General features: G+C 49.5%; 21 protein-coding genes. 16 read left to right on the top strand and 5 right to left on the bottom strand.

What is annotated here, in order from left to right:
• Positions 1 to 148: 148 nt before the first annotated feature.
• The 3 genes from D515_RS19305 to D515_RS26370 form a co-directional block, all read right to left on the bottom strand.
• Positions 149 to 1,264 (bottom strand): FAD-binding oxidoreductase, encoded by a 1,116-nt coding sequence (locus D515_RS19305; RefSeq protein WP_002540900.1) that lies wholly within the window; start codon positions 1,262 to 1,264, stop codon positions 149 to 151.
• Positions 1,265 to 1,396: 132 nt separating this feature from the next.
• The gene (locus tag D515_RS19300) at positions 1,397 to 2,650 is read right to left on the bottom strand and encodes an aromatic ring-hydroxylating oxygenase subunit alpha (RefSeq protein WP_002540899.1); all 1,254 of its coding nucleotides are present in this window, start codon (positions 2,648 to 2,650) and stop codon (positions 1,397 to 1,399) included.
• Complete coding sequence (locus D515_RS26370) at positions 2,643 to 2,765, bottom strand: hypothetical protein (RefSeq protein ID WP_002540898.1); 123 nt, start codon at positions 2,763 to 2,765, stop codon at positions 2,643 to 2,645. The genes D515_RS19300 and D515_RS26370 overlap by 8 nt, the downstream gene beginning before the upstream one ends.
• A gap of 446 nt (positions 2,766 to 3,211) precedes the next feature.
• Between D515_RS26370 and D515_RS19295 the strand changes: the two genes are divergently transcribed.
• The 4 genes from D515_RS19295 (at position 3,212) to D515_RS19280 (ending at position 8,240) form a co-directional block, all read left to right on the top strand.
• Positions 3,212 to 4,261: a lipase family protein gene (locus tag D515_RS19295; RefSeq protein WP_002540897.1), complete on the top strand. Its 1,050-nt coding sequence runs from the start codon at positions 3,212 to 3,214 to the stop codon at positions 4,259 to 4,261.
• A gap of 72 nt (positions 4,262 to 4,333) precedes the next feature.
• Positions 4,334 to 5,404: a hypothetical protein gene (locus tag D515_RS19290; RefSeq protein ID WP_002540896.1), complete on the top strand. Its 1,071-nt coding sequence runs from the start codon at positions 4,334 to 4,336 to the stop codon at positions 5,402 to 5,404.
• A 276-nt stretch (positions 5,405 to 5,680) separates the two neighbouring features.
• Positions 5,681 to 7,153 (top strand): EAL domain-containing protein, encoded by a 1,473-nt coding sequence (locus D515_RS19285; protein WP_002540894.1) that lies wholly within the window; start codon positions 5,681 to 5,683, stop codon positions 7,151 to 7,153.
• A 112-nt stretch (positions 7,154 to 7,265) separates the two neighbouring features.
• Positions 7,266 to 8,240 carry a hypothetical protein gene (locus tag D515_RS19280; protein ID WP_002540893.1) on the top strand — a complete coding sequence of 325 codons (975 nt, stop codon included), beginning with the start codon at positions 7,266 to 7,268 and terminating at the stop codon, positions 8,238 to 8,240.
• A gap of 27 nt (positions 8,241 to 8,267) precedes the next feature.
• On the opposite strand, the gene D515_RS19275 is transcribed toward D515_RS19280, so the two are convergent.
• Positions 8,268 to 9,473, bottom strand: coding sequence for a pyridoxal-phosphate-dependent aminotransferase family protein (locus tag D515_RS19275; protein ID WP_002540892.1), 1,206 nt, complete (start codon positions 9,471 to 9,473; stop codon positions 8,268 to 8,270).
• A gap of 105 nt (positions 9,474 to 9,578) precedes the next feature.
• On the opposite strand from D515_RS19275, the gene D515_RS26365 reads away from it, so the two are divergent.
• The 12 genes from D515_RS26365 to D515_RS19220 all read left to right on the top strand — a co-directional run bounded on the left by D515_RS26365 (position 9,579) and on the right by D515_RS19220 (position 25,186).
• The gene (locus D515_RS26365) at positions 9,579 to 9,713 is read left to right on the top strand and encodes a hypothetical protein (RefSeq protein WP_002540891.1); all 135 of its coding nucleotides are present in this window, start codon (positions 9,579 to 9,581) and stop codon (positions 9,711 to 9,713) included.
• A 107-nt stretch (positions 9,714 to 9,820) separates the two neighbouring features.
• On the top strand, positions 9,821 to 10,147 hold the full coding sequence (locus tag D515_RS19270) for a hypothetical protein (protein WP_002540890.1): 327 nt from the start codon (positions 9,821 to 9,823) through the stop codon (positions 10,145 to 10,147).
• Positions 10,148 to 10,267: 120 nt separating this feature from the next.
• Positions 10,268 to 11,116 (top strand): HTH-type transcriptional regulator HdfR, encoded by an 849-nt coding sequence (gene hdfR / locus D515_RS19265; RefSeq protein ID WP_002540889.1) that lies wholly within the window; start codon positions 10,268 to 10,270, stop codon positions 11,114 to 11,116.
• Between the two features lie 289 nt (positions 11,117 to 11,405).
• Positions 11,406 to 13,031, top strand: coding sequence for a methyl-accepting chemotaxis protein (locus D515_RS19260; protein WP_002540888.1), 1,626 nt, complete (start codon positions 11,406 to 11,408; stop codon positions 13,029 to 13,031).
• Positions 13,032 to 13,294: 263 nt separating this feature from the next.
• On the top strand, positions 13,295 to 14,485 hold the full coding sequence (locus tag D515_RS19255) for a putative manganese transporter (protein WP_002540887.1): 1,191 nt from the start codon (positions 13,295 to 13,297) through the stop codon (positions 14,483 to 14,485).
• A 390-nt stretch (positions 14,486 to 14,875) separates the two neighbouring features.
• Positions 14,876 to 16,183: a dicarboxylate/amino acid:cation symporter gene (locus D515_RS19250; protein WP_002540886.1), complete on the top strand. Its 1,308-nt coding sequence runs from the start codon at positions 14,876 to 14,878 to the stop codon at positions 16,181 to 16,183.
• A 110-nt stretch (positions 16,184 to 16,293) separates the two neighbouring features.
• On the top strand, positions 16,294 to 17,847 hold the full coding sequence (locus tag D515_RS19245) for a cryptochrome/photolyase family protein (RefSeq protein WP_002540885.1): 1,554 nt from the start codon (positions 16,294 to 16,296) through the stop codon (positions 17,845 to 17,847).
• Positions 17,848 to 18,054: 207 nt separating this feature from the next.
• Complete coding sequence (locus tag D515_RS19240) at positions 18,055 to 19,686, top strand: BCCT family transporter (RefSeq protein WP_002540884.1); 1,632 nt, start codon at positions 18,055 to 18,057, stop codon at positions 19,684 to 19,686.
• Positions 19,687 to 20,153: 467 nt separating this feature from the next.
• Entirely contained in the window at positions 20,154 to 21,761 is a 1,608-nt protein-coding gene (locus D515_RS19235) for a BCCT family transporter (protein WP_369700107.1), read from the top strand.
• A 116-nt stretch (positions 21,762 to 21,877) separates the two neighbouring features.
• Entirely contained in the window at positions 21,878 to 23,761 is a 1,884-nt protein-coding gene (locus tag D515_RS19230) for a DUF294 nucleotidyltransferase-like domain-containing protein (RefSeq protein ID WP_002540882.1), read from the top strand.
• 9 nt (positions 23,762 to 23,770) lie between these two features.
• Positions 23,771 to 24,508: a 3'-5' exonuclease gene (locus D515_RS19225; RefSeq protein ID WP_002540881.1), complete on the top strand. Its 738-nt coding sequence runs from the start codon at positions 23,771 to 23,773 to the stop codon at positions 24,506 to 24,508.
• 219 nt (positions 24,509 to 24,727) lie between these two features.
• A complete protein-coding gene (locus D515_RS19220) occupies positions 24,728 to 25,186 on the top strand; it encodes an FKBP-type peptidyl-prolyl cis-trans isomerase (protein ID WP_002540880.1) in 459 nt (152 codons plus the stop codon).
• 49 nt (positions 25,187 to 25,235) lie between these two features.
• On the opposite strand, the gene D515_RS19215 is transcribed toward D515_RS19220, so the two are convergent.
• Positions 25,236 to 26,651 (bottom strand): hypothetical protein, encoded by a 1,416-nt coding sequence (locus D515_RS19215; protein WP_039850341.1) that lies wholly within the window; start codon positions 26,649 to 26,651, stop codon positions 25,236 to 25,238.
• Positions 26,652 to 26,811: the final 160 nt, after the last annotated feature.

Raw genomic sequence — 26,811 nt, 5'->3', positions numbered from 1 at the left:
TCATAACCTACTGAGTTTTGTTAGCGTTCGGTAATGGTTGTGTTAGGCAGGCTCTGTGTCTGAAACCTTGTACGTATGGTGATAAAAACAAAGAAGCTCCGTAAAGGAGCTTCTTTGGTATCAATCAGTTGGCGGGGATATTGGGGCTTCAGGTCTCAATCGACACATCATCAAGGGGCTTGCTACAACAGCTGAGAATGTAGCCTTCTTCAATTTCTTCGTCGCTGATCCCGCCGTTGTGCTCCATATTGACATTCCCTGACAGTAACCTCACTTTGCACGAACCGCAGATCCCCATGCCGCAAGCTTTAGGAATTTGTACGCCCAGCTTGGTACTGGCAGCATGTACGGTTTCGTTTTCGGTCACCGTGACGGACATGCCTTCATCAATAAATTCCACGCAGAATCCAGCTTGTGGCTGTTCATCCGCAATTTGCGCCAGTTCTGCAGACTCTTCTGCATCTTCTATGGCTTCCGGTGGTGTTTCACCAAAACTTTCTTCGTGGTAACGCGACATGTCATAGCCGATGTCTTTAAGCATGGCGCGCACGGCTCTCATGTAAGGCTCGGGGCCACAACAGTAGACTTCGCGCTGAAGGACATCCGGTGCGATGAGTTCGAGTATTTGCTGAGTCAGAAAGCCGCGATAGCCGTGCCAGCTTTCGCCGATGTCGTAGCGTTCACAGATAATGCTGAGCTCGAAATTGTCGATGCGTGACGCGATCAGTTCGAGCTCTTTCTTGAAGATGATGTCTTTTGGGGTTTGAGCGCTATGGACAAATTTCATGTCAACCAAACTGTTGGTGTCGTACCACCACCTTGCCATCGACATGACAGGTGTAATGCCAACGCCGCCAGAGAGGAATAGCGCTTTGTCGGTAGAGAAATCGATGCAGTTGAAATTGCCAACCGGGCCATGAACGGCAATCTCATCTTCTACCCGAAGGTTGTCGTGAAGCCAGTTCGAGACCAACCCATTTTTGACCCGTTTCACCGTAATTGAAAAGCTGTACGGAACGGAAGGGGAGGACGACATGGTATAGCTGCGCATGATTTGCTCGCCACCAATCTCCAGCTCCAAGGTCACAAACTGGCCTGGCTTGAAGAAAAACATGATGGGTGTCTGGCTCATAAAGCAGAAGGTTTTTACATCATGTGTTTCCTGAATCACCTTAACGCAGCGCACGACATGGCGGCCATTTGCCCAGGTCTGTGTATTGACCGGGTTCAGGCTGTCTTCGGGTAAGGGTTCCAGTTCGTTCATAGTGATTTTCCCTAAGATTTTTCGCGGTTTCCTGCTGCGATTGTGGGGTGGATTCAGGGTTTTAGATTACACAGGCACGACATACACTTACCTGAATGCACCACCCCGACTCACCCCATTTCTTCACTGGTTCTAACCCAGATTTTCTTTCATGCGCTCGCAGTACCAATTGACGAAGTTGATTACCCCGAATTCATAGGTTTTGGAATAGGGACCCGGTTGATAGCCCATAGAATTTACGCCCAGCTGGTTGTTTTCAGACAAAGTTCTGTCCTGCGCGTTTGTCGCATCCCAGACATGGCGAAGGTTTTCAGGGTCATAATCGACGCCTTCGACAGCATCTTTGTGCACCAACCAGCGGGTGATTACTTTGGTTTCCTGTGGGCTGATTGGCAGGATCTGAAATGCGATGTGATGATCGCCCATGCCGTGGTTCCAGGAATTTGGCAGGTGCAGAATGCGTAAGGCACCAAGATCCGGAGAGGTAATACGGCCGAGGAGCTTTTTGCTGGCGGCCTGACCATCCATTGTCATGGAGTGGGTACCTTCTTTTAACGGGGTACGGACAATGCGGTTACGGTTGTCGTAACGCATTTGGTACTGATAAGGGATATCCATACCAGACCAGAAATTTTGCTGCTTCTCGACTAACGCTTTGAACTCTGGTGTGGCGCGGGGATCATTGTTGTCGTCCCATTCTAACAACGAATTCAGGAGCTCCGGGTGGGAGCCATCACAGTGATAGCATTCGCGGTTGTTTTCCACTACCAGTTTCCAATTGGCTTTCTCAATGATTTCGCTTTGTACCGCAACTTTTGAATTGTAGAGATCGTGCGGTTCCAGGTAGTACTCCATGTCTTTCACGAAGTCTTCAATGGGTGGTGCTGTTTCGGCAAGGCAAACAAAGATATAGCCGCCAGCAACCTGGCAATGTACAGACGCCAATCCATGGGTAGATCGATCAAAGCTCTCATCCATGTCCTGGCCGTTGTAGACCAGTGAACCGTCCAAATCGTAAGCCCATTGGTGATACGGACAGACGAGTTTTGGTGTTTTGCCTTTAGCGGCCAGACAGATCTTCGAGCCGCGGTGACGACAGGTATTATGGAAAGCACGGATTTCGTCTTTGTTATCGCGCAGGATGATGACAGGGCTAAGACCAATATCGACCGTGATGTAGCTGCCGCGTTTTGGCAGCTCACAACTCATGCCAGCGAAAATCCATTCTTTGTGAAAGATCTCTTCCATATCTATCTGGAACAGGGCTTCGCTGTTGTAAAACGGCTGCTCCAACGTGTGGTCGGGGATACGTCTTTCCAGCATGGTTTTCACGGCGTTGCGGTCAATAAGCGCATTATCAATGCGTTGTGCGGGCACTTTAGTCATCTTCTTTCCCTAGTGAAGTACCAATCATACCGAGGCTCTCTTGAACGTCAGTCCAAGCAATTAGCATCCAACCCGCCCACACTGCAGACAGCAGTTTGCTTGGGTATACCTGCATAATGACCCTGTTTCTATGTGGAAAATTATTTAATTACGACTTCGGGGTTGCTTGTATACGACTAAGAAGGATGCAGGCGCGGCATAGAGTCTGGTTTCATATCGTGATTCGAGGTTCAACACGGCGTAAATCCGATCTGTTGACTCAGAGGATCTATATCAGACGACCAAAGTGATAAAAATATTAATAAACAGGTTTATGCAATTGATTTAATTTAAATAAGAAAGAGTTTTTTACCATTTAATAAAAAAGAAATAGAGGAAGTGAAGTGTTATGCAATCCGGCTTATTTGTCGCATTTATACAAAGGATGTCGCTCCTTATTACACTTTAAAATAACTTTTTCTGTTGTTTATTAAATAACGAGAGCGAGATCTATGTTAACGAATTGTTATATTTCTTGTTCTGCCCTACGCTGAGCGAGACCAATACAAAAGGGTGGTTAAAATGAAAAAAACGATAGCAATGCTCTCACTAGCAACAGCAGCTCTCTCATTTCAAGCAACAGCCGCCATTGGCCAGCATCCTGTGGTGCTGGTTCATGGTTTACAACCCTCTCAACTCTCTGCAAGGCCAGGCCCTACCGAGGTCAGGGCTGATGGAGAGCAATACTGGGCACAGTATTGGAATACCCATGCGGATGTAAGAATCGATTGGCCTTCCCATGAGCGCGTCGCAGGGAAAATTGCCAGCGATTATGCCTGGCCAAAATTAAAACAACTTGCGCAAAATAATACTTGTGTCAACGGATGTATTTTTGTGACTCATTCTACCGGTGATTTGGTCACGCGCTATATTTTAGATAATCAGGAAAATTGGCTTTTAAACGAAGATTTACAGCCATTAAATATTATTTCCACGTTTGATTTTGCGGGTGCAGGCGGCGGTTCTGAGCTTGCTGATATGGCCGTTAATATTGCTGAGGGTGGTGGTGTTTTAAACACAACCTTGCAATTTGCAATATCACTTTGGCTGGGTGAAATGCCAAATAGCAGTAATACTGGCGTGCTCAATGACTTGAAAGTGGCGAACGCCCGACAAATCGCCCCATTCCCGGATGGCCGCGTACCACGCATCCGATTTACCGGGGATTCGAGCGAGTATCTTGGCGTCACGTCGCCTTTCCTGCCAGGCCATGATGATGGCGTTGTGGCTTCCCACTCCACCTGCGGTTCCAGCACAGTAGGCAGTTTCTCCAGCTGCTCCCGCTCTGTCGCCTATGATGGCAAGTTGGCAAGTCAATCCCGCGGTGTATCGAGCTTTATGCCTCAGCACTACCCAATGCTGATGGGGAGCGGCTATACACATGGCGGCGTGATTGGCGATGTTCACCAAGGAAAAGTGACTGCAGCGAACAGCCGCGTGTCTTTAGGAGATGGCACACAGGTTTCAGTGAGTACCTCTGATTCCTGGTCTTGGTGGAGCTGGGCGTATTTTCGTTACGTGAATGGCTCTGAAAACCATACCATGTCTGAGCTGGTGGCTAACCTGCGATAAGCGTGACCGGAGGGGCATAGCTCCTCCGGTTTTCAGCCCCTGGGTTGGGGAAGTGAGAATAAGGATGCATGAATGAAAAAAGCGGGGACTGTGCTGATAACATTGGCACTTGCAGGACTGGGCTTTTGGTTGCTTGGCGATAACGAAGAAGGTACGCCCAAGCAGGATACTGCCGCGGCGTTGCCGGAAAATGAAAATCCGTCTGTGCCTGAGCCAATCACGCAGCCTTTGCCATTAGCCAAGCAAGAAAACCCTGCTGTTGAGCCGGAGGAGCCGTTACCCGTAGTCGAGGTGCCTGAAGCCATGACAGCGCAATTTTCTTTGGTCGCGCAGACCTTTGAGCAAGAACTGCATTACCCTCCGTATTCACAGCCAATCTTATCAGCCGATAGCCCTTATCTTACGCCAAACCGTTTTTCCGAAGTTGAAATGCCCGTGTTGGATGGCAAAGAATCCGCCGTCTTGTCGCTCGATAAATACCGGTTTTTTTATCCGGAACCTGTTCACTTCAAAGTGAAAAGTGCCCTGCCGGTTCTCGGCATGCGGTATACCTTGTTGGATATCGCCAGTCGTGCGGAGGTAGCGAGTGGCCGTAGCGAGGACGCTTTGGGTGAAATGCAGCCTGACGAAAGCGCGTCTTCCCAGCTAAGACTGAAAGTGACGGTTCGCTTCGAGGGCGGCAGCGATGTACTGACGGCGGATATCAGTTATGCCAATCCTGTGGCGTATGTGACAGGCGCACAGCCCACTTTTACCGAGCAGGCTGACTGGATGATACCTGTCACCATTGATGCGAAACAGGGCGGCATTTATCGTCTTCGTGCCAATTTATACCGGGAAGATGGCACTCCTGTTGCTGTTCTTACCGAAAAGAAAAAGCTCGGTAAAGGCGAGGGCGAAATCATTCTGAAAGCGCACCAATCCGTGTTTGGCGGTCAAAGCGGCTCCTTTACCCTGAAAGATTTACAATTGGAGCGCATGTCAGGCCGTCCCGGTGAAGAAACCCAATATGGTGTGAGTCAGGTTGGGCAAATTGAACTTGGCGAGTTGAGTACGGATTCACTGAGCGACGCGCCCTACCAACCCTCAGATCAGGAACGCCAACAGCTTCGTTTTCTAAAGCATTTGGCGGGTGAAGCCTGATTGAACAGCGCCTTCCTCATTTAATCCAGACGCGGTTTTCTGCCGCACATCAAAATTTTGAGTTTTCACTCTAAAATCTCTATGACAGTCTCAGAATCCTTGTGATATACATCGCACTCCTGTTCGTGGTGTCCACATTTCTCGACGGATTGATGGCTGACTAATTGCTATCAATCAACAATTATTCGGCTATAAAGCGTATGATGTTCGGAAAAGTAGGCAGGTTATCTCCAAGATCCCACGGCCTCACATCTTTACTGAACAAGGTTTTCGAGCATGAAACGCAATGGGCGAGATTTGGTGTACTACCTGACGCTGGTATGTGTGCCGATGTTTTTTGCTGTGTTGCTGGGGCTGTATCTGTCCAAGTTGTCCATTGATAAACATGTCGATGACTTTGGAGGGATATACCTAAAAACCCTTGAACGAAAGATTGAGTCGCTGACCAACCAGGCGCAGGTGATCATGAGTCATACCTCTAATTGCCGCTCTATCAAAAGCAGACTGAAACTCTGGCCAAGCGTGCATGATTTTGTGACTGTGAAAAATGGCCAGGTCATGTGTCAGTCTGACACAGTCTTTGACTGGGTCGACCCGTCTTTGATCACCGCAAATCTGACGCCAGGTATTCACAGCTATCCTAAGGCAGGAACAGTGGGTCATGAACAGGTATTGGTGATTGTTTCCCAAGATAAAAAGGATCTCGATACCCGTGGTATGGCTGTTGTCTCTTTAGACGAATTTATCAACTACATGGATATCTCAGACTCGCTGCAGTATGAAAAGCTGGCCGTTTGGATTGGTGACAAGTGTTTGTTTAACCGAAGCCACTATGACCTTGAAAGCATGCATTACTTCAAATCGCAGCGTTTTCACATTGAGCTCGGCGTTGAACCCACGGAAAGCTATGTGCGTTACTCCATGCTGATGTTCACGTTGGCGAGTATTCCTCTTGGGCTGCTTATTTCCCTGTTCTCCCACCTGATTATCATGCGTCTGAAGCCCCGTTTTTCTCTCATCGAAGAAATTAAAACCGGTATGAAACGTGGAGAGTTCTATTTGATGTATCAACCGGTTTACGACGCAATGGGGGAGCTTTATGGCTTCGAAGCGTTGGCGCGTTGGCAGCATTCAAAGATGGGCGCAGTGGGGCCGGATATCTTCATTCCAGTCATCGAGCAGAATGGCTTGGGTGTTGAGTTTACCCACTATGTCTTTTCCCGCGCAGCCCAGGACATGGCATTGCTGCCTTCAGGAAAAACCTACCATTTAGGCATCAATGTCCCGCCGGAGTTTATGACCTGTCCGAGCTTTGAATCGGAGTTGGCCTATGTGCTGGGGTTGTTCGATGCGTTGCCCGTTTCCATTACGCTTGAGATCACTGAACGTCAGTTGTTGGACGACTCAGCGCTTACCCAGATTGACGCGGCGCGTCGCCTTGGCGTATCAGTGGCAATCGATGATTTCGGGGTAGGGCATACTTCATTGTCCATGCTGCAGCGACTTAACCTCGACTATCTGAAAATTGACAAGTGTTTTGTCGATACTGTGGGGGTAGATTCGGTGAATGCGCCCGTGTTGGAGTCCATCATTGAACTTGCCCATCGTCTGAACATCGCGATTGTCGCAGAGGGGGTAGAAAACGGAGAACAGGTTGATTTTCTTATTCACCGTGGCTGTCAGTATCAGCAAGGATATTTCTACTCAAAGCCTTTGATGGTCGGCGATCTATTGAACCGGTTTAGTTAAGGTCAACAGAACCAAGTGGCGTTGCTCTCAATCCGGCAAATTTGATGTGCGACGACCGTGAGATCCACTACGCTTAAAAAAGCTTCGTAAACATGAACATAAGGATCCTGGTTTGGTCGCAACACTTCGTCTTATCGAGAATCCGGCACTGGTCAGTTGTCACTCCGAACTGACGGACACGGACATTTTGTGGTGCGACCTACTTCAAGACGAACGCTTTTCGCAAGAAATCCGCAAACTTAGCCAATACGTGGTCGATTACCGCGCCAACCTGAAAAACCATCTCGACCACAAGCTGGCAGAACCCCATCTGTTTCTGCTGTGTAGCCGCGAAAAAGTGCGTTTCAATATCTTCAAACGCCCTCGTTACAATTTCCTGACCAAAAAAACCACATTCCACTTTCTGGTTGGCAAAGAACAGCGCAAAGTCTCGGCGGCTGTGAAACTGGGGGATCACTTTTTCGAAAACACTCCGCACCCTAAAGTCCTGCTCGAACCTAAATTTGTCACCTTACTGACAAATAAAAACGAAGACATCACCCTCTCTGTTCATGATTTCCTGTTCGGGACAGGTATTGATGTTGAGGTGGAAAGCAAAGTTGTGGCGACCGGCAGCTCACCTTCACCTTATTGGGAGGGGGCGCAATCTCTGGTATCTGCGCTGAGTCATGAAGCGTCAAAACATATGTCTTCTGATACTGACCTGCTGGTGTATCTGGGGGGATTTGATTGCAATGTATTAGCTATCAAGGGTGATCGTGAAGTCGAACCAGAAAGCCTCGGCATGCCGAACGGTGAAGGCGCTAAAACGCTAGCCTTGATGCTGGCCCGCGCTTACAGCATTTACTTTCTTGGTGAGAGTGAAAACAAACCGGCGCTGCGAAGTGCCTACGGTAACTTGCTGCGCTATATGAGAAACCGCAATTTGGTTCGGATAACGTTAACCCACTTCTATGAATTTGATAGCGAGTACTTACATCTTGGCTCGGATTCCAGAGAATATGCGCTGAACCACGAGTTTGTTATTACCCTTGAAGACGGCGTTATGCATATTGATGGCGAGCCGTTTCAACCCAGTTTCACGTAACCCCCGAGCCTGCCGATTTATTTTCTGTCAGCCAAACTGTGGCTGGTACTCCTGCAACGTTTTTTCCAACATCGCCACACCCAAGGGTAAGTTCGCTTCACCGCCCAGTCTTTGGATGGTCGACCCTAACGCATGGATAGTGCGGAAGATATTGTGCACGCGGCATTGCTCGCCCATCTGTCCGATTCGAACGATATTCAAACCAAATGAACCTGAAATCTCCACTTTAAAATCTCGGGAAATCGCCGCCAGAATCTCTTTCTGGTTTAACCCTTGCGGCACATTGATGCCTACGACGGAATTCAGTCGGGAGGCTTTGTCGGCATAGAGGGAAAGCCCGAGACCTTGAATGCCAGCCTGAAGGGCAAGGGAGCATTTCAGGTGACGGTCAAAACGCTTTTCCAGGGTTTCATCGCAAATAAGTCGCAGCGCTTCATGGATGGCCATAATGCCGGAAACGGGGGCGGTGTAATGGTAAGAGCTTTGGTACCAGAATTTGTCTGCCAGTTTGGCATCCAGACACCAGTGGCGCAGCGTGTCTTCGCGGGTGGTGATTTTGTCCCACGCCAGCTCAGAGAAAGCGACCAGAGAAACACCGGGAATACAGCTCAACCCTTTCTGGCCACCAGTGATCACGGCATCCACGCCCCATTCATCCATGTTGAGTGGCATGGTACTGAGGGTACAGACGGCATCGACAATCACCAGACATCCCGCAGATTTGGCGGCACTGCATATTTCCGGCAGCGCACTGTTGCAAACCGTATTGGAGGTCTCCCCCTGCACGATAGTGAGCACTTTGGGTTGCACTTCGGCAATGGCTTTGGCGATCTCCTCTGGGCTTGCAGCTTGTCCTTCAGCAATGGTGTAGCGGGTGACTTCTCCGCCCACACGTTCAGACATTTCCGCCAAGCGGCCACTGAAAAAGCCATTGCTCACAGACAGCACTCGGTCGCCCGGTGCAACCAGATTTGCTACCGCCATTTCCATCGCCGCAGACCCTGGGCCTGCCACACCGAGAATGTGTGAAGATTCGGTCTGGAATACATAGCGTGACATGGATTTGACCTGCTCGATGATACGTGACATGGTTTCACCGAGGTGGTTAATCACAATCCCGTTGGCGGCGGCGACTTTGGCAGGAATTGGCACAGGGCCAGCGCCCATCATCAACAAAGGTTCTTCAGGAAGGATGGTATCCAGTGATTCGACGATGGGGGCAGATATGCGCACGTATAACTCCTGTATTGATTCTGTGCTTGAGCGACTTCCAGTCGGAGGCGCTGCTTGCTTTTTAAGCAGAAAGGCATGGTCGCACAGTGACACAGGGATTTCCATTTGGATAACGGGATATTCCGTCGCATTTCTGCACTACTTGGCGGCGTGCGTCGCATCGACAAAAAGCAGTCAGACGTTGATACCAAGTTTGGAATGGTATGTGGTAAGCAATGCGACACCTATTTGTCTCTATAGTGGTACGTGTAACTGATTGCGTAAGGCTTACACTGAGTAACTTGAACCACCCGAAACAACCGTTTAGATAGGGCAGGGTGGACACCGTTTTATGGTTCGGAGGCTCGATGTTTGAGACCTGGCTCGATATAGCAGTGGGCACACTGTGGGGATTCTGGCTCGCCATGTACCTGGACAGATATTACCGTCGACAGGTTGCAGCGGTGAACCTGTGCGTGTTTGTGTTTTGGGGAAAAAGCTTTAAAGCGAATCGTTATCTCGCAACCTGCATCAATGTGTTGCTGGTGGTGATATTTCTGTTGTCTGCATCCGCTTTGATTGGACATTTGGTGGATAATTGGGGAGCGTTTATTGGTGCATGGTGTTTAGGGCTGGCGGTGTATGCGCTTTGCTTTTCCCTTCCCAAGCCCGCAAAGTCGAATATTCCCTCCTGATTTTGTCGTACGCGTTCAATTGATCCGCAATCGCGCCGAATTGTGCGCTTTACCCTTGACCCGATAGGGCTTTTCCGTGATAACGCAAGCTGACGAAACTATTTTGATTTATTGCTGATTATGGATACTGATCTACTACGCACGTTCCTGGAAGTGAACAAAACCCGACATTTTGGTAAAGCGGCAACCAACCTGTATTTAACACAGTCGGCAGTTAGCTTCCGTATCCGCCAATTGGAAATCAAACTCGGTACGCCGGTGTTTACCCGCAAGCGCGGTGATTTGCGTTTAACTGCTGCGGGAGAGCGTTTTGTCCCCTATGCAGAAAGCATTTTGCAGACCTGGGGCCGCGCACGTCAGGATGTGGCGCTAACTGACAGCTACCAGCAGCAACTCACGGTCGGGGCGACGTCGCTGATCTGGGAAATGGACAGCTGCAGTGACTGGCTGGAACAAGTTGAAGCCAAGCAACCGGATTGGGCACTTCGCACGGAATCTTTGAGCCGTCAGCAAATTTCGAATGCGTTGCTTGAGAAGCAGGTTGACGTGGTGCTGACCAGCGAACCACCGAAACTGGCAGATCTGCAGCAGCACCGTATTACAGCGTTTGAACTTCTGCTGGTATGTAGTGAACCGGATCAGGATCTGGAATCGGTGAGTGAACTGCCGATGGTGTATCTGGATTGGGGAACCCGTTTTGGCCTTGAACATGGCCGTATTGCGTCGTTACAACGTACCCCTGTCCTGCACAGCCATGCATGCCAGCCTGCGTTGAAATTCCTGCTTAACCGTGGAGGCGTTGGATTCTTGCCCTCTACCGTCGCACAGCCTTGGATTGAAGCCGGTGCTTTGCATGTGGTGAAAGACAGCCCGGCGATGGCGAACGAGCTGTATCTGGTTTGGCTTTCAACCAGTGACAAGCATGAAGATATCGAAGCCTTGGTCTCCAGCTTAGAAAACGACGCTTAACTATATTATGTCCAAGTGACTGGGGGCGATACATAGCCTCCGGTCTGCCTTTGTCTCACTCGTATAGTAATCCAGACTTTTCTCTTCTGAGCGTCCGTCCCTATCTCATCTCTACCAACGTCTCAAACCATTTCCCACACGCAGTTTTTTGACACTCCCGACGGGAATTTGGCGTTCAAACTGATTGCCAAAATAAATGTTTCTAAAAGAAAATTCACGGTTGGCAAATGTTGATCTAAGTCTCATAATGCGCGCAATTTCAGCAATACGACTCAGGTTTAAGCGATAAATGTCACTCAAAAATATCTCTATCCGATATCAAATTCTGATCCCTATTTTTCTTTTGGTGATAAGCACTTTCGCAGTGATGATCTTTGCCAAGAGTGAAGTTGAATCTGCGGTTTATTCGGTCAGTAATACGGCACGACAGGCAGCGAATGACAAAGATCGCGCGTCTAAACTGGCAGACATTGCCTGGGCAATGCGTGTGGAAGCGATTTACGGTATCTACGATTCGCAACGTACCAAGCAAATGGCCGACAACGTTGCCAAGCTGGGTAACGAAGCGCTGACCATTTCCCGTGAAATGGCAAAAACGCCGGTGCTGCGTGATATGGCACTTGATATCGAGAGCAGTGTGAGCGACTACGTTCGCTATACCAACGCCCAAGCGCAACCGACGATTGAAGCTTACTTCAAGCAACAAATCGCCATGCCGCGCTATAACGCTATGGTGAACGAATACCGTGAAATGGGCGCGGAAATGATGAAAGACATCAGCGCACTGTCAGCTTTTATCAATCCTTTGGTTGAGCAAGACCTGAAAAAATCTGACGACGATGCAGATCAGATGATGGTGACAACCGGCTTGGTGATGGGCGGTGCATTGACGATTGCGATGCTGTTTGGCTGGTGGCTTTCAGGTGTGATCGTGAAACCATTGGAAGCGCTTCAGGATGTCATGCGTCGTCTGGCGACAGGTGATCTGAACGTACAGGCGGATGAATCCGGTGAAAATGAACTGGCGCGTTTGGGCCGTGACACCAACCAGACCATAAGCCAACTGCGTCATACCGTGACCACACTGTTCAGTATCAGCGATGAAGTGGCGGCGGCTTCCACTGAACTTGCAGCGGTGATGAACCAGTCTGCAGTGAACGCACAGCAAGAGCAGGCAGAAATCGAACAGGTTGCTTCTGCAGTGACCGAGCTTTCAAGTACTGCAGATAACGTGTCTGACAACGCAGTGAATGCTGACCATGCGGCTCGTCAAACTGATGAACTGGCAGCACAAGGTCTGGCAGTATTCGAGCAAAGTACACAGGCCGCGGTGCAAATGGCGGAGTCGATTGAAAACACTGCAAGTGTGGTTAGCACCCTGCGAGAGCAATCTGAACGCATCAGTCATGTGGTGGAAGTGATCCGCGGTATTTCAGAGCAAACTAATTTACTGGCACTGAATGCGGCAATTGAAGCGGCGCGTGCAGGCCATTCTGGTCGCGGTTTTGCAGTGGTCGCGGACGAAGTGCGTATGCTGGCAGCGCGTACTGAAGAGTCGACCAAAGAGATCCAGCAAATCATCGAAGGCTTGCAGCTTCAGGCTTCTCAGGCGGGTGACAGCATGGGAATGTGCATGGACGTGCTTGCGCGTACTCAGGAACTGAGCCAGCAGGCGAATGATGCCCTGAACGGCATCACACAGTCTGTCGCACAAATCACTGACATGAATACGCTGGTGGCGACCGCCGCTGAACAGCAATCGGCAGTGACGCAGGACATCAACCGTAACATCACCAATATGTCTGGCATCATTACCCAGAATGTTACCGGTATCAGCCAAAGCGCGTCGGCAAGTCAGGAGCTTTCTCAGCTGGCTGAAAGCCAGAAGCAGGAGCTTGCTTTCTTCCGCGTTTAATTGCCAGATGTAAGCTTCAACCAAAACCGCCTTTCGGGGCGGTTTTCTTTTATCTCTCACCCGTACTTTATGCTTATACCAATCGTAGTAAATATCTGATTGTAGAATAACGACTTATCGAAATTTTTCGCCTTGTTCTTGAGCATTTTCCTGCGCTATTTCTGATCACCTATCTACTGTGATTGGCATTATCAAACTTCCTGTTGCAATTCGTCATCTACGATCTATTATTGATAATAATTCTCATTATCAAAAGTAAAACGATGACAGGATTACTTTCCCGACTCTTCGCACCGGTTTCAAAGCGGCATTTCTGGGCGATGAAAAAACGTCGCCTTTTAGTACCAGTGTTGTTACTTGCGCTGATTTTCGCTGAACCAACACGTGCGGTGACACTCGCTGTGCTGTCTGATGCTTTCTGGCAAGTGGCTGCTTATGTGGCTGCGACACTAGCGCTTTTTCACTATTTGACGAACAAGTTCGAGCGTCATGGCGCTTGGGTATCGCGTTTAGCAAAAAAGAAAAATCTGCAGGTGGTGCTTTCAGCGGTATTGGGCGCTTTACCGGGATGTGGTGGCGCTATTGTTGTTATCACCCAGTTTGTACGTGGCAACCTTAGCTTTGGCAGTGTGGTTGCAGTGCTTACAGCGACGATGGGTGATGCTGCGTTCTTGTTGTTAGCCACCAAGCCTTCGGATGGCATCTTTATGATTGGGTTAGGCTTTGCCGTCGGTGTGGTTTCCGGACAGATTGTCGATGCGCTGCATCGTGATGACTTTATGCGACCCAAACACTCTCCGGCAAAACCTAACCCATGTTCCAAACAAGCCGACAGCCAGACGGTTATCGGTGTGCAGGGGCGCTTTTGGCAATGGGTGTTGCTTCCATCTCTGGTGATGGCACTGCTTGGCTCAATGCAGTTTGATACCGATGCGTTGCTTCATCTTCCTGTTGGCATGTCCGAGCTGGTTGGTGCGGTTCTCGCGATAACGACGGTGACCTTCTGGGCACTGGCGCGAGAAGCGGAAAATTATGAGTCTTTGGTGGGAGAAGATCCCAAAGACAGTGGATCGCACCTTTTCGAGCGGGTCGCTCAGGACACTAACTTTGTGATGGTCTGGGTGATTGCGGCCTTTCTGGTGTTTGAGCTTTGCGTACTCTGGCTGGGGATGGATCTCAGTGAACTCTTTACTGGCTGGGGCGCTTTGGTGCCATTAATGGGGGTGCTTGTGGGCATATTGCCCGGCTGCGGGCCTCAGATTCTAGTTACCAGTTTGTACATCAGTGGCGCTGTGCCAATGTCCGCCCAAATTGGCAATGCGATTTCCAATGATGGTGATGCGCTTTTCCCTGCGATTGCGCTGGCACCAAAGGCCGCCATTGTTGCCACCCTTTATTCAACCTTACCTGCATTGATCGCTGCTTACAGTTTCTTCTGGCTGGTAGAAAGCTGAGCCTTCAGATTGGGTATACGCCTGACTATTGTTAATAGCACTGATGGCTTTTTGAACGGGTCAGGTCTTTTCTGCTGGTCAAAAAGGCATCTAATAGTTTTTTATTTTGTTAATCAGATGTTTATCAGATTGGAAATTTCGCCTCGGATGTGTGATGTGTCGCATAAAAGTGACTCGATGTTGTAAAAAGGGAATGTATTTAGTTGGGATTCCGCTGCTAATCTCATCGCGCTTGATTGTGAAGAGCAAGTTAACCAATCAGATTAAAATTCGGTTCATTGAGTTCTGTTGAAACGATGCTTTGCCCGAGGGCAGTTCGTATTCTTATGGTCAATATAAATCACCAGTTTAATCTCCTTGGCGTTGAGTTTTGAAAAGGAGTTTTCAATCATGAATGCGGAAGCTAACAAGATGTCTTTGACCACCCGTGTCCTGCTGGGCATGGTGATGGGTATTGTGACTGGTTTTGCTATTCGGTTTTTGTTCGGCGAAGAAGGTTTCGTCAACGAGTATATCGTCAACGGCTTGTTTGACGTTGGTGGCCAAATTTTTGTAGCCAGCTTGAAGATGCTGGTGGTTCCTTTGGTATTCGTTTCACTGGTGTGTGGCACCAGCGCACTGAAAGATATCGCAACGCTGGGCCGTTTGGGTGGCAAAACCCTGATGTTCTATCTGGGCACCACGGCGCTGGCGATCACCCTGGCAATGAGCCTTGCACTGCTGTTTGGCCCAGGTAAAGGTGCAGACCTTTCTGCGGCATCGTCTTTCCAAGCTTCCGAAGCGCCATCGCTGGGCGATGTTATTGTGGGCATGTTCCCTACGAACCCAATCAGCTCAATGGCGGAAGGCAACACGCTGCAAATCATCATTTTTGCGCTGCTGTTCGGTATTGCTATCAGTGCGTCTGGTAAGCCAGGTGAGCGCGTGGCGGCCTTCTTCCGTGATCTGAACGAAGTGATTCTTAAGCTGGTTGCTCTGCTGATGAATCTGGCTCCGTTTGGTGTGTTCTGTCTGATGGCGAAGTTGTTTACCTCGCTGGGTCTGTCAGCGATTGTCAGTCTAGCGGAATACTTCTTCGTGTTGGCGGGTGGCCTGGTGCTGCATGCGCTGGTGACTTACACCACCTTGCTTAAGGTATTCAGCGGCCTGAGCCCGGTAACATTCCTCAAGAAAATGGAAGATGCCATCATGTTTGCGTTCTCGACGGCGTCGTCGAATGCGACTATTCCCGTGTCGATGGAAACCACCACTCGCCGCATGGGTGCTGACAACAAGATTGCATCTTTCACCATCCCGCTGGGTGCGACCATTAACATGGACGGCACAGCGATGATGCAAGGTGTAGCAACGGTGTTTATCGCGCAGGCGTTCAATGTTGACCTGACCATGATGGACTACATGACGGTTATCCTGACAGCAACGCTGGCGTCCATCGGTACCGCGGGTGTACCGGGTGTGGGTCTGGTGATGCTGGCGATGGTATTGAATCAGGTGGGTCTGCCGCTGGAAGGTATTGCACTGATCATGGGTGTTGACCGTCTGCTGGACATGATTCGTACCGCGGTGAACATCACCGGTGACTGTGCGGTAACCTGTATTGTTGCGAAAAGCGAAGACGCGTTGGATGAGAAACGCTTCAACGACATGAAAGCGGCGGAAGAAGACGAGAAAATCGTGTTCCGACCTCACGCGCAGTAACTCACAGCCTCCGATAAAAAACGCCAGCTTGTCTGGCGTTTTTTTGATCTCTCAGCACCTTGAACCGTAATGCATACTGTTGATTGAAAAAAGAAACGGTAGCGATTCCAATGATCCAGTTCCGCACACTCAGACTGATTCTCGGTGACCAGCTAAATGCCAGCCATTCGTGGTACAGCGAACACGACGACGGTGTGTTGTACCTGATCGCAGAGCTGCGTCAGGAAACGGACTACGCCCCTCATCATGTTCAGAAGGTCTGTGCGTTTTTCGCTGCCATGAAAGGTTTTGCGGCTGCCTTGGAGAAAGCAGGTCACCATGTGAGGCACATGACGCTGGATGAAACACAATCCTTCGATTCGCTGAACGCACTGCTAAACGCATTGATTGATAAACACAGTATTACGCGTTTTGAATATCAACTTCCGGATGAATACCGTTTGCGCGAACAGCTTCGTCTGTTTAGCGATTCTTTAGGTATTGAGACCAGTGCGACGAGCAGTGAGCATTTTCTGGTACCTGATGATGCCTTGAGCCAACATTTCACTGCTGGAAAACATCACCTGATGGAGTCTTTTTACCGCAAGATGCGTAAGCAGTTTGACGTGATGATGGAAGGCGACAAACCGGAAGGGGGAAAGTGGAATTACGACAAAGACAATCGCGCCAAGCTGACCAAAGCTGAACTTGAATGCATCCCTGAGCCGTTGGTGTTTGCCAATGATGTGTCAGCTATTCTCGAACGTTTGGATCGTCATGGTGTGGAAACCATAGGTGTTGCTACCCCACAGCTACTCTGGCCCGTCACTCGAAGACAATCGCGGGAACTGCTCGATTACTTCTGTCAGTACCTGTTGCCAAAATTCGGCAGTTTTCAGGATGCGATGACCTCCGAGAGCCCGCATCGCTGGAGCCTTTATCATTCCCGCCTTTCCTTTGCACTCAACAGCAAAATGCTTCACCCAATGCAGGTGATTCAAGCCGCGATAAAGGCGTATCGCCAGCCTGACTCCGGCATTAGCATCAATCAGGTGGAGGGCTTTGTCAGACAGATTCTGGGCTGGCGTGAGTTTGTCCGCGGGCTTTACTGGGCAAACATGCAGGACTATTCAACCATGAACGCATTGGGTGGCACACGGTCTTTGCCTGATTTCTTTTGGACGGGCGAGACCAAAATGCAATGCCTGAAACAGGCTATTCAGCAGTCGCTCGGTTACGGCTATGCACATCACATCCAACGCTTGATGGTTACCGGTAACTTCACCCTGCTGACGGGCATTGCACCGGAAGAAGTTGATGCCTGGTATTTGGGGATCTACGTCGATGCCATTGAGTGGGTAGAGTTACCGAACGTTCGGGGAATGGCGCTGTTTGCAGATGGCGGTCTGTTCGCCACCAAGCCCTACAGTGCCAGCGGTAACTACATCAATAAGATGAGCGATTACTGCGCGGGTTGCCACTACAAAGTGAAAGAAAAAGTGGGAGAGGGTGCTTGTCCTCTGAACAGTCTTTATTGGCATTTTATGGAACGTCATCGCGCTAAAATTGCGGTGAATCCGCGCGCCGGCATGGTTTATCGCGGCTGGGATGGAAAATCCGACGAAGAGCGTAGTGCGGTATTAGAGCAAGCTGAGCACTATTTGGGCAATCTTAATAATCTCTAACTGTTTAATTTATCGTGACATTTGTCATTTTGGCATTATCGCTATGAATGAGTGCGGCCTTTTTGATTCTGTTGGTAATTAATATCGAAAAATCATGCTAATTCGACAAGTTTTATTTGTTTTACCTCACTGACGTAAACAGTAATAGTTTGCGTTTATTTAGGCAAATTGGCCTGAATGTTGTGAATGTAACATGGAGTTGTCGTTGTGAGTGATAAAAGCCACGATGAATTAATGTCACCGGATGGTGCGGTGACGCCTATCGATACTGACTACCAAGTAGGTCAGGATAATATCGCCCTGCAAATCGGTCCTTTGGGTCTGGATATCCATAACCGCGTGTTTTTGGTTTCAGGCGGTATGATTGCACTGTTCGTGTTAGTCACTTTGTTGTTCCGCAACTCTGTTGGCCCTCTGTTCAACGAGATGCGAAACACCCTTACTGCTCAGATGGACTGGTTCTTCATCGGCGCTGGTAACCTTTTCGTTATTCTCTGTCTGATCCTTATCTTCAGCCCATTGGGACGCGTACGTCTCGGCGGCACAGAAGCTACCCCTGATTACACCTATGTCGGTTGGTTTTCCATGCTGTTTGCTGCAGGTATGGGTATCGGCCTGATGTTCTACGGCGTGTCTGAACCACTTTCACACTATGCATCTTCTTTTGGTGGTGTGGTTGAGTCAAATGGCGTTCGTACTGACTGGGCACCATTGGGTGGTGCTGCGGGCGATATGGTTGCTGCAAAAGATCTGGGTATGGCTGCGACGATTTACCACTGGGGTTTGCACCCATGGGCAATCTACGCATTGCTGGCTCTGTCTCTGGCACTGTTCTCGTTTAACAAAGGCCTACCACTGACTATCCGTTCTGTGTTCTACCCAATCTTTGGTGAGCGCATCTGGGGTTGGCCGGGTCATATCATTGATATCACGGCGGTCGTTGCCACTCTGTTTGGTCTGGCAACATCACTGGGCTTTGGTGCGTCGCAGGCGGCTGCGGGTCTGGACTTCCTGTTCAACATTCCAAGCGGCATTACCACTCAGGTTATCCTCATCATCGGTATCACAGGCCTTGCGCTAACGTCTGTGGTTGCGGGTCTGGACTCTGGCGTGAAGCGCTTGTCTGAGTTCAACATGGCAATGGCGACCTTATTGATGGTGTTTGTGATTGCTGTGGGTCCAACCCTGTCAATCTTCACCAACTTAGGTACCAATATGGTGGCGTATTTTGAGAACCTGCCTGCGCTTTCAAACCCATTTGGTCGTGAGGACGCTAACTACTCACAAGGTTGGACCGCGTTCTACTGGGCATGGTGGATGTCCTGGTCGCCATTCGTAGGTATGTTTATCGCGCGTGTTTCGCGTGGCCGTACGGTGCGTGAATTCATCATTTGTGTACTGCTGATCCCAACGTCTGTCTGTGTGTTGTGGATGACAGCATTCGGTACCACGGCGATTGAGCAGCTTCAGGATGGTTACCGCGCAGTGGTTGATGCAGATCTGCCGCTACAGCTGTTCAACATGCTGGATGGCCTGCCTCTGTCGAGCATTACCTCTCTGTTGGGTATCATTCTGGTGGTGGTTTTCTTCGTCACCTCTTCAGATTCCGGTTCGCTGGTTATCGATACCATTTCTGCAGGCGGTAAGGTGGATGCACCAGTACCACAGCGTATCTTCTGGTGTTCGTTTGTGGGTCTGGTAGCGATTTCTCTGTTGCTGGGTGGTGGCCTTGGGGCGCTGCAGGCAATGGTGGTATCGACAGGTCTGCCATTCTGTATCGTTCTGTTGCTTTGTGCATTCTCCCTGGTGAAGGGATTGATGTCTGAGCCACGCAAATAAGCGAAAGAAATAAATCCGGGTTCGCGCCCGGATTTTTCTTTTTATGTAAAAAACCAAATACAAAACGTAACTGACACATTGGCCGAAACTGGATCCAGCACGGCGCATTTGCGTAATTCAACCACCCTATGCAGGGATAGAAATAGAGGGTTAGTACGCGAATCCAATGTTTAGAGCTCAATGGTTATTTGCGTTGGCTGTCTGCCTGATTAACACGATATTGTGGCTAATTATTGTGCAATTACAGCGATTAATTCGACTCATTTCTCACTATTGAAGCATTGAACACTAAGGATATGTTAGAGTGTTTAGGTCATTAGACCTTAAGTTAGTGAGCGTTCAATATGCCTGATGATAGAAAACCTCGTTTTCTATTATTTCACCCTGCATATTCAACGCCATTAGCTGCTTAACTCGCAAAACGGATTAAGGAGTTTACTGTGAGCGATAAAAGTCATGAAGAGTTGATGAAACCGGATGGTGACGTCAACCCCATAGACACAGATTATCAGGTTGGGCAGGACAACATTGCCATGAAGATCGGGCCATTTGGTCTTGATATTCACAACCGCGTTTTCCTCATTTCCGGCCTCGCCGTTGTTCTTTTCGTCTTCATTACACTCGCCTTCCAGAAAGACGTTGCCCCAATTTTTGGTGAGATACGAGGCTGGCTGACGACTAATCTGGACTGGTTCTTCCTTTCCGCGGGTGACATCTTCGTGATCACCTGTTTGGTACTGGTAGTCAGCCCATTGGGTAAAGTCCGTCTCGGCGGTACTGAAGCCACGCCAGACTATACCTACGCAGGCTGGTTCTCCATGTTGTTTGCTGCAGGTATGGGTATCGGGCTGATGTTCTGGGGGGTTGCAGAGCCTTTATCCCACTACGGTGCAGCGCTAGGCGGTACTTCTGTTGAAAATGGTGTGCGGACCGACTGGGCGCCATTGGGTGCAGCCGCTGGGGATCCGAAAGCAGCGGCAGATTTGGCTATGGCCGCAACCATTTATCACTGGGGCCTCCATCCTTGGGCGATTTATGCGGTGCTCGCTTTAGGTCTGGCACTGTTTTCGTTTAACAAGGGCTTGCCGCTCACCATGCGTTCTGTGTTTTACCCACTTTTCGGTGAGCGTGTATGGGGCTGGGTCGGCCATGTCATTGATATTCTGGCGGTCGTGGCCACCTTGTTTGGTTTGGCGACTTCGTTGGGACTTGGCGCATCACAAGCTGCTTCGGGCCTGAATTATCTGTTTGGTATCCCACTTGGTGAAACCACAGAAGTGATTCTGGTTATCCTGATCACGGCACTGGCGCTTGTGTCAGTCATGGCGGGTCTGGATGCCGGTGTGAAGCGTCTGTCTGAAATCAACATGATTCTGGCGATGGCGCTGTTGCTGTTTGTGATCCTGATGGGGCCAACCATTGCGATTCTGACTGGCTTCTTTGGCAATCTGGCCTCTTATGTTGAACACTTGCCTGCGCTTTCCAGCCCGTTCGGACGTGAAGATTCTAACTTTGCCGCTGGCTGGACCGCATTCTACTGGGCTTGGTGGATTTCTTGGTCGCCATTTGTCGGTATGTTTATCGCACGTGTTTCGCGTGGACGTACGGTACGTGAATTCATCACTTGTGTACTGCTGATCCCTTCACTGGCTTGTGTATTGTGGATGACTGCGTTTGGTGGCACAGCCATCAGCCAGGTGGTCAATGATGGTTATACGGCAGTGACAGAGGCAGATCTGCCATTGAAACTGTTCGCGATGCTGGATGCACTACCATTGGCTTCAATCACGTCATTTATCGGTATTATTCTGGTGGTGGTTTTCTTTGTAACCTCATCAGATTCAGGATCACTGGTTATCGATACGATTTCTGCTGGTGGTAAGGTGGATGCACCTGTGCCACAGCGTGTGTTCTGGTGTACGTTTGAAGGATTGGTTGCGATTGCCTTGGTCTTGGGTGGCGGATTGGTAGCCCTTCAGGCGATGGCGGTATCGACCGGATTCCCGTTCACCATCGTGTTGCTGGTTGCCTGTGTCTCGGTGATAAAGGGACTGATGTCCGAACCGCGAGGCTAGGTTGACCAACCTTGTAAGCGCAGCGGGGCAGACATGACGTCTGCCCTGTTTCGTCTGGTTTGAAGTCCGAGTCTGATTTCCGGTCGGAAGTAAACTCGTTGAGAGATTGATAAGTAATGGAAGCGGAACAAATAGAAATCGCAGCGTTTCTCAAACAACATGCGCCCTTCAATGAATTGCCGGAAGAAGAAGTGGATGAAGTGGCCAAGCAGGTCGAAATTTCCTACTTCCGCGCAGGGACGCAAATCTTTGAATACGGTCAGCCAATCCACGAACTGTGTTTAGTTCGCAGTGGCGTGGTCGAAATCTATCGCCGCAAAGGAGAGCTTTATAACCGGCTCTCTGAAGGAGGGACGTTCGGCCAATGGGGATTGATGATGAATCGCCGTGTTCGCTTCCCTGCCAAAGCGATTGAAGACAGTCTGGTTTACTTTATTCCTGATACCGTTTTTGACGATCTCAGCGAACGCTTTGAATCTTTCTCAGACTTTATGGAGGTGGAAGACGGATTGCGCTTGCGTCAGGCGGTGGAGAACCACCGTGACAGCAATGATCTCACCACCTCTAAAGTCACCAACCTGATTTTGCGCGATCCCGTTACCGTGGATTGTGAATCTTCCGTTCGCCATGCTGCACAAATCATGACTGACGAGGGCGTATCTTCGCTGTTAGTTATGACAGTAGAAGCCGATGAAGAAGGTGTGGAGCAGGAGCGTATTGCGGGCATCATTACCGACAGGGACTTGCGCTCCCGCGTGGTGGCTCCTGGCTTACCTTATGAGACGCAGATTACTGAGATTCTGACTCCACAAATTATCACGCTCGATCACAATGCCTATGTATTCGAAGCCATGCTGACCATGCTTCGTAACAACCTGCATCACTTGCCCATCCTTAAAAATCAAAAGCCTGTGGGGGTGGTTGCGCTGTCTGATATCGTGCGTTACGAATCCCAGAGCAGTTTGGTGATTGTGAGCAGTATCTTCCGTCAGCAAACCGTTGAGGATCTGGCGGCTTTGTCGAAAGACGTACCAGCCTGTTTCTCCCGTATGGTTTCAGAAGATGCCAACTCACATATGATTGGTTCTGCGATGGCGGTGATAGGCAGAAGCTTCAAGCAGCGACTTCTTGAGCTGTATGAAGAAGAGTATGGCCCGCCACCTATTGGTTATTGTTTCCTGGCACTGGGGTCAATGGCGCGTGACGAACAACTGATTGTGACCGATCAGGACAACGCACTGATTCTGGATGACAAGTACGATCCTGGAGAGCATGAAGAATACTTTGTGAACCTTGCAAAGTTTGTGAGTGATGGCCTTGCGCAATGTGGTTACAGCTATTGTACCGGTAACATTATGGCGACTAACCCTGAGTGGCGTAAGACCCGTGCGGAATGGGAAGAGACGTTCGCGGACTGGATTGACCATCCGAACCCCCAGTCGTTATTGAACAGCAATATCTTCTTCGATCTTGATGGCGTTTACGGCGCAACGAACTGGGCTGAAACACTCAAAGCATTCGTGTCGCGACGTGCGAAGCGTAATAACCGCTTCCTGGCCTGTATGGCGCGCAATGCACTGAACCGCACTCCACCTCTTGGTTTCTTCAAGAGCTTTGTGATGGAGCAGGACGGTCGACACAAAAACTCAATGAACCTGAAACGCCGTGGCACCGCGCCACTGGCAGATCTGATCCGTGTTCATGCACTGGCGGTGGGCTCCCGTTCCCAGAACTCATTTGAGCGTTTGGACGACATTATCGAAGCGGGCATTTTGCCAAAAGGCCGTGGCGAGGATATCCGTGATGCGATGGAGTTCATCTCCATGGTACGCATACGCCATCAGGCTATTGATGTGGAGCAGGAGATTGAGCCTGATAACAACATCGAGCCTGAAAACCTGTCTGAATTCGAGCGCCGTAACCTCAAAGACGCTTTCCAGATCATGAGTAACGCGCAGAAGTTCCTCAAGTACCGTTACCAGCCAAACCGCAGTAATTAGGGGCATGTAGTGTTAATTCTTGAACCTAAAAACGGTGCAAAAGACGTTAAGGCTGGTCCTGACTGGTCAACGCTCAATGAACGATTGAAGCAAAAAGCCAAGGTGCCTCTGCTGAAGCGTTTTTACGAAGCGGGTGTCGTAAATGGTGACACCCCAGTGTCTGAGGTTGAATTCGTTGCGCTGGATCTGGAAACCACGGGGTTGGATCCCAGCAAAAACGACATTGTCAGCATTGGCTTGGTACCATTCACGCTTAACCGTATCCATTGCCGCGAAGCCAAGCATTGGATTGTGAAGCCGAGAAAACCGCTGGAAGACGATTCTGTGGTTTTCCACGGTATTACCCACTCTGATGTGAGTGATGCGCCGGATTTACGCCGGATTTTGGAAGAGGTGTTGGCGTCTTTGGAAGGGAAGATTGTGGTGGTGCATTACCGTCGCATCGAGCGTGATTTTATCGAGGCGGCAGTCAAAAGCCGTTTGGGTGAAACCTTGTTGTTTCCGGTGGTGGATACTCTGGAGATTGAATCTTGGTATTACCGTAAACCTTTCCAGAAGTTTTGGTCCTGCCTAATGAAAAAGCCGCTAACATCTATTCGGTTGGCAGACAGCCGTCGTCGTTACAACTTGCCTTTTTATCAAGGACATAACGCGCTGACGGATGCGATTGCGACTGCCGAGTTACTTCAGGCGCAAATCGCACACCGTTTCGGTCGTGACCATCCCATCAAGGCGCTGTGGCGTTAAATCTCAACGACTGAAATCAATGATATCGGCCTAAGTTCACGTTTTTAGTAATCAAAACGCTGTAACCGGGTCGATTTTTTTAGTGCTTTGCTCACTGTGTTACAGTCAAAGGGATGAGCTGGTATCTGTCTTTGACGTTTCGTCCTTGACAACTCTTTGCGCCGATTGCCCGACGTAAAGGTACGATACGTAAATTCGCTGCCGACAAAGGATGGCAAGATGATTGAAGAAAACAAAGTCGTAAAAATCGACTACACGGTAAAAGACGAAGAAGGACAGCTGATTGATACGTCGGAAGGCAAAGATCCTTTAGCGTATCTGCACGGTGCAGGAAATATCATTCCGGGTTTGGAAAAAGCACTGGAAGGCCGCTCTGAAGGTGAAGAGTTTGCCGTTCAAATTCAACCAGACGATGCATACGGCCAGCGTAACGAAGCGTTGATTCAAGTGGTTGAGCGAGGTGTATTCCAGGGCGTGGACCAATTGGATGTGGGTATGGTGTTCAATGCCCAAGGCCCACAAGGCAATATCCAAGTGACAATTATCGCGATTGAAGGCGATGAAGTGACGATCGACGGCAACCACCCATTGGCGGGTGTCGTACTCCAATTTGAAGGCGTTATCCGCGAAGTGCGTGAAGCAACTGCCGAAGAAATCGAACACGGCCATGTTCACTAATCACTGAAAAGTGAAGAGAAAAAGCGAGCTGTTTAGCTCGCTTTTTTTGTTAGTGTCTATCTAACAGGGTTTCTAGGATGAAAGCATCATCAAAGTGACGCTCTCCAATAAAGGCAATGGCATGCTGTCCGTGTTGTCTCATTGCACCGGGTGAGCGCACGCCAAAAGGCCATAGGAACCAACGTTCGCCGCGAAGACTTTGTTCCAGAATGCCGAATTCATCAAAAGGGCTTTGCCTCATTCCAGTGCTATCCGAAAGCATCAGTGTCTCTTTGATTTCTCTCGCCTTAAGCGTGATGTCGGGGTGAGTGTTATCAGTAACATGAATCGCGCTGATCATGTGCTCTCCGCCAGTTAAACTGATTTCAAAACGACCGTTGTCTGTATTTGGGAACAGGTAGTTCTGGATTGGCTTTTCGTCATCTTGCTCTTTAAACCATAGTGTTGGGCTCAATGCATACACCATGTGATAGCAACCGCATTGGTGAATGGAATCCAGAATCAGTGGAGCACCGTCTTCGCCCAGCGTGATGCGAATATTTACCGCATCAAACTCTCCCGCATACGGGTCGAAGTGGCCTTTTGCGGTTCTGGCTGGGAACCACAATGCGTAATTGAGTTGAGGCAACACTTTCCCATGAAAACGGGTGTAAGTGACGGAGCGGTAAATAACGGGCGTTTGGGTATTGATCAACACCCTGTCTTGGCTCTCCATCGCCAGTGCGCCGGGGATGTCATCGGGTGATAAGGTTTCGACGACAAACAGAGGAGAGAACCTATCGAGTAAGGCTTCAGATTCATCGCTTGTGAGCAAAGGCCATTGCAGTGAGGAATAGCGACTTGCTTCTTCGAGTATGGCTTTCACGTTTTGCTGCGTCAGATGTGCCGGTGGTTCGCCATAACGGAAAGGGTGTTTCAGCGTTCTGCCAAAATCTGCCTTGATGCGCTCCTGTTCATCTTCGATTTGGCCTTCGGCGACAAGTGTGGCAACAGGGTAAACGCCTATCACTCGCTTCCAATGCTCGTAAGCTGTCGGTACGGAAGGGGGATGGCTCTCCAATTCTCTCCAAAAGCGGGAATTTTCGATGCTTTCCTCGAGTAATTGCTGCTGGCATTGTTTCAATTCAATCTGATGGCGGGTATCGACGGGTGCTAAAGCCAATGCGACATCGAGTTGCTCTTTCCCTTTATGACCCACATGGGTGAGCCATTGAGCTTGCGCAGAAGCGCTAGATAGCTCTCCAACAAAGGACGTGCTGAAACGGTCAAAAGCCAGATGAGGAAAGCGTAAATCCTGATGGTAAGGCAGTTTGAAATCACGCTCATGTTCTACTTTCTTGTAATAAGCAGAGAGGCGGTTTTCGCACGTCGCCCCATTTTGAGTGAACAGGGTAGTTTGGTGTGGTGTAGTACACCCAACTAGCAAGGTAGCAAATAGTAAGAAAAAGAACCGGGATCTCAGCATTGTGCCCTATCTATAAGTTACTGTTCGGTATGAACTATACCCAAACAACCTGAAGATGCTCGCAATCAGAGGTCATCAATGCGTTCAATTCGAGGCAAATTTCACGAGGAATAGTCGTTCTATTTCCGTGGAATTTAACAAAGAAGTGGGCGCATTGAGG

It is taken from the genome of Grimontia indica (genome assembly GCF_000333895.2).
Taxonomy (GTDB): Bacteria; Pseudomonadota; Gammaproteobacteria; order Enterobacterales; family Vibrionaceae; genus Enterovibrio; species Enterovibrio indicus.
Note: the sequence above shows the minus strand (reverse complement) of the source record. Positions and strands in the feature narration are given on the sequence as shown.

Bases quoted from the DNA above. Each gene is read 5' to 3' on its own strand.
- D515_RS19305 (WP_002540900.1), bottom strand. From the start codon at position 1,264: ATGAACGAACTGGAACCCTTACCCGAAGACAGCCTGAACCCGGTCAAT.
- D515_RS19300 (WP_002540899.1), bottom strand. From the start codon at position 2,650: ATGACTAAAGTGCCCGCACAACGCATTGATAATGCGCTTATTGACCGC.
- D515_RS26370 (WP_002540898.1), bottom strand. From the start codon at position 2,765: ATGCAGGTATACCCAAGCAAACTGCTGTCTGCAGTGTGGGCGGGTTGG.
- D515_RS19295 (WP_002540897.1), top strand. From the start codon at position 3,212: ATGAAAAAAACGATAGCAATGCTCTCACTAGCAACAGCAGCTCTCTCA.
- D515_RS19290 (WP_002540896.1), top strand. From the start codon at position 4,334: ATGAAAAAAGCGGGGACTGTGCTGATAACATTGGCACTTGCAGGACTG.
- D515_RS19285 (WP_002540894.1), top strand. From the start codon at position 5,681: ATGAAACGCAATGGGCGAGATTTGGTGTACTACCTGACGCTGGTATGT.
- D515_RS19270 (WP_002540890.1), top strand. From the start codon at position 9,821: ATGTTTGAGACCTGGCTCGATATAGCAGTGGGCACACTGTGGGGATTC.
- hdfR (WP_002540889.1), top strand. From the start codon at position 10,268: ATGGATACTGATCTACTACGCACGTTCCTGGAAGTGAACAAAACCCGA.
- D515_RS19260 (WP_002540888.1), top strand. From the start codon at position 11,406: ATGTCACTCAAAAATATCTCTATCCGATATCAAATTCTGATCCCTATT.
- D515_RS19255 (WP_002540887.1), top strand. From the start codon at position 13,295: ATGACAGGATTACTTTCCCGACTCTTCGCACCGGTTTCAAAGCGGCAT.
- D515_RS19250 (WP_002540886.1), top strand. From the start codon at position 14,876: ATGAATGCGGAAGCTAACAAGATGTCTTTGACCACCCGTGTCCTGCTG.
- D515_RS19245 (WP_002540885.1), top strand. From the start codon at position 16,294: ATGATCCAGTTCCGCACACTCAGACTGATTCTCGGTGACCAGCTAAAT.
- D515_RS19235 (WP_369700107.1), top strand. From the start codon at position 20,154: ATGAAACCGGATGGTGACGTCAACCCCATAGACACAGATTATCAGGTT.
- D515_RS19230 (WP_002540882.1), top strand. From the start codon at position 21,878: ATGGAAGCGGAACAAATAGAAATCGCAGCGTTTCTCAAACAACATGCG.
- D515_RS19220 (WP_002540880.1), top strand. From the start codon at position 24,728: ATGATTGAAGAAAACAAAGTCGTAAAAATCGACTACACGGTAAAAGAC.
- D515_RS19215 (WP_039850341.1), bottom strand. From the start codon at position 26,651: ATGCTGAGATCCCGGTTCTTTTTCTTACTATTTGCTACCTTGCTAGTT.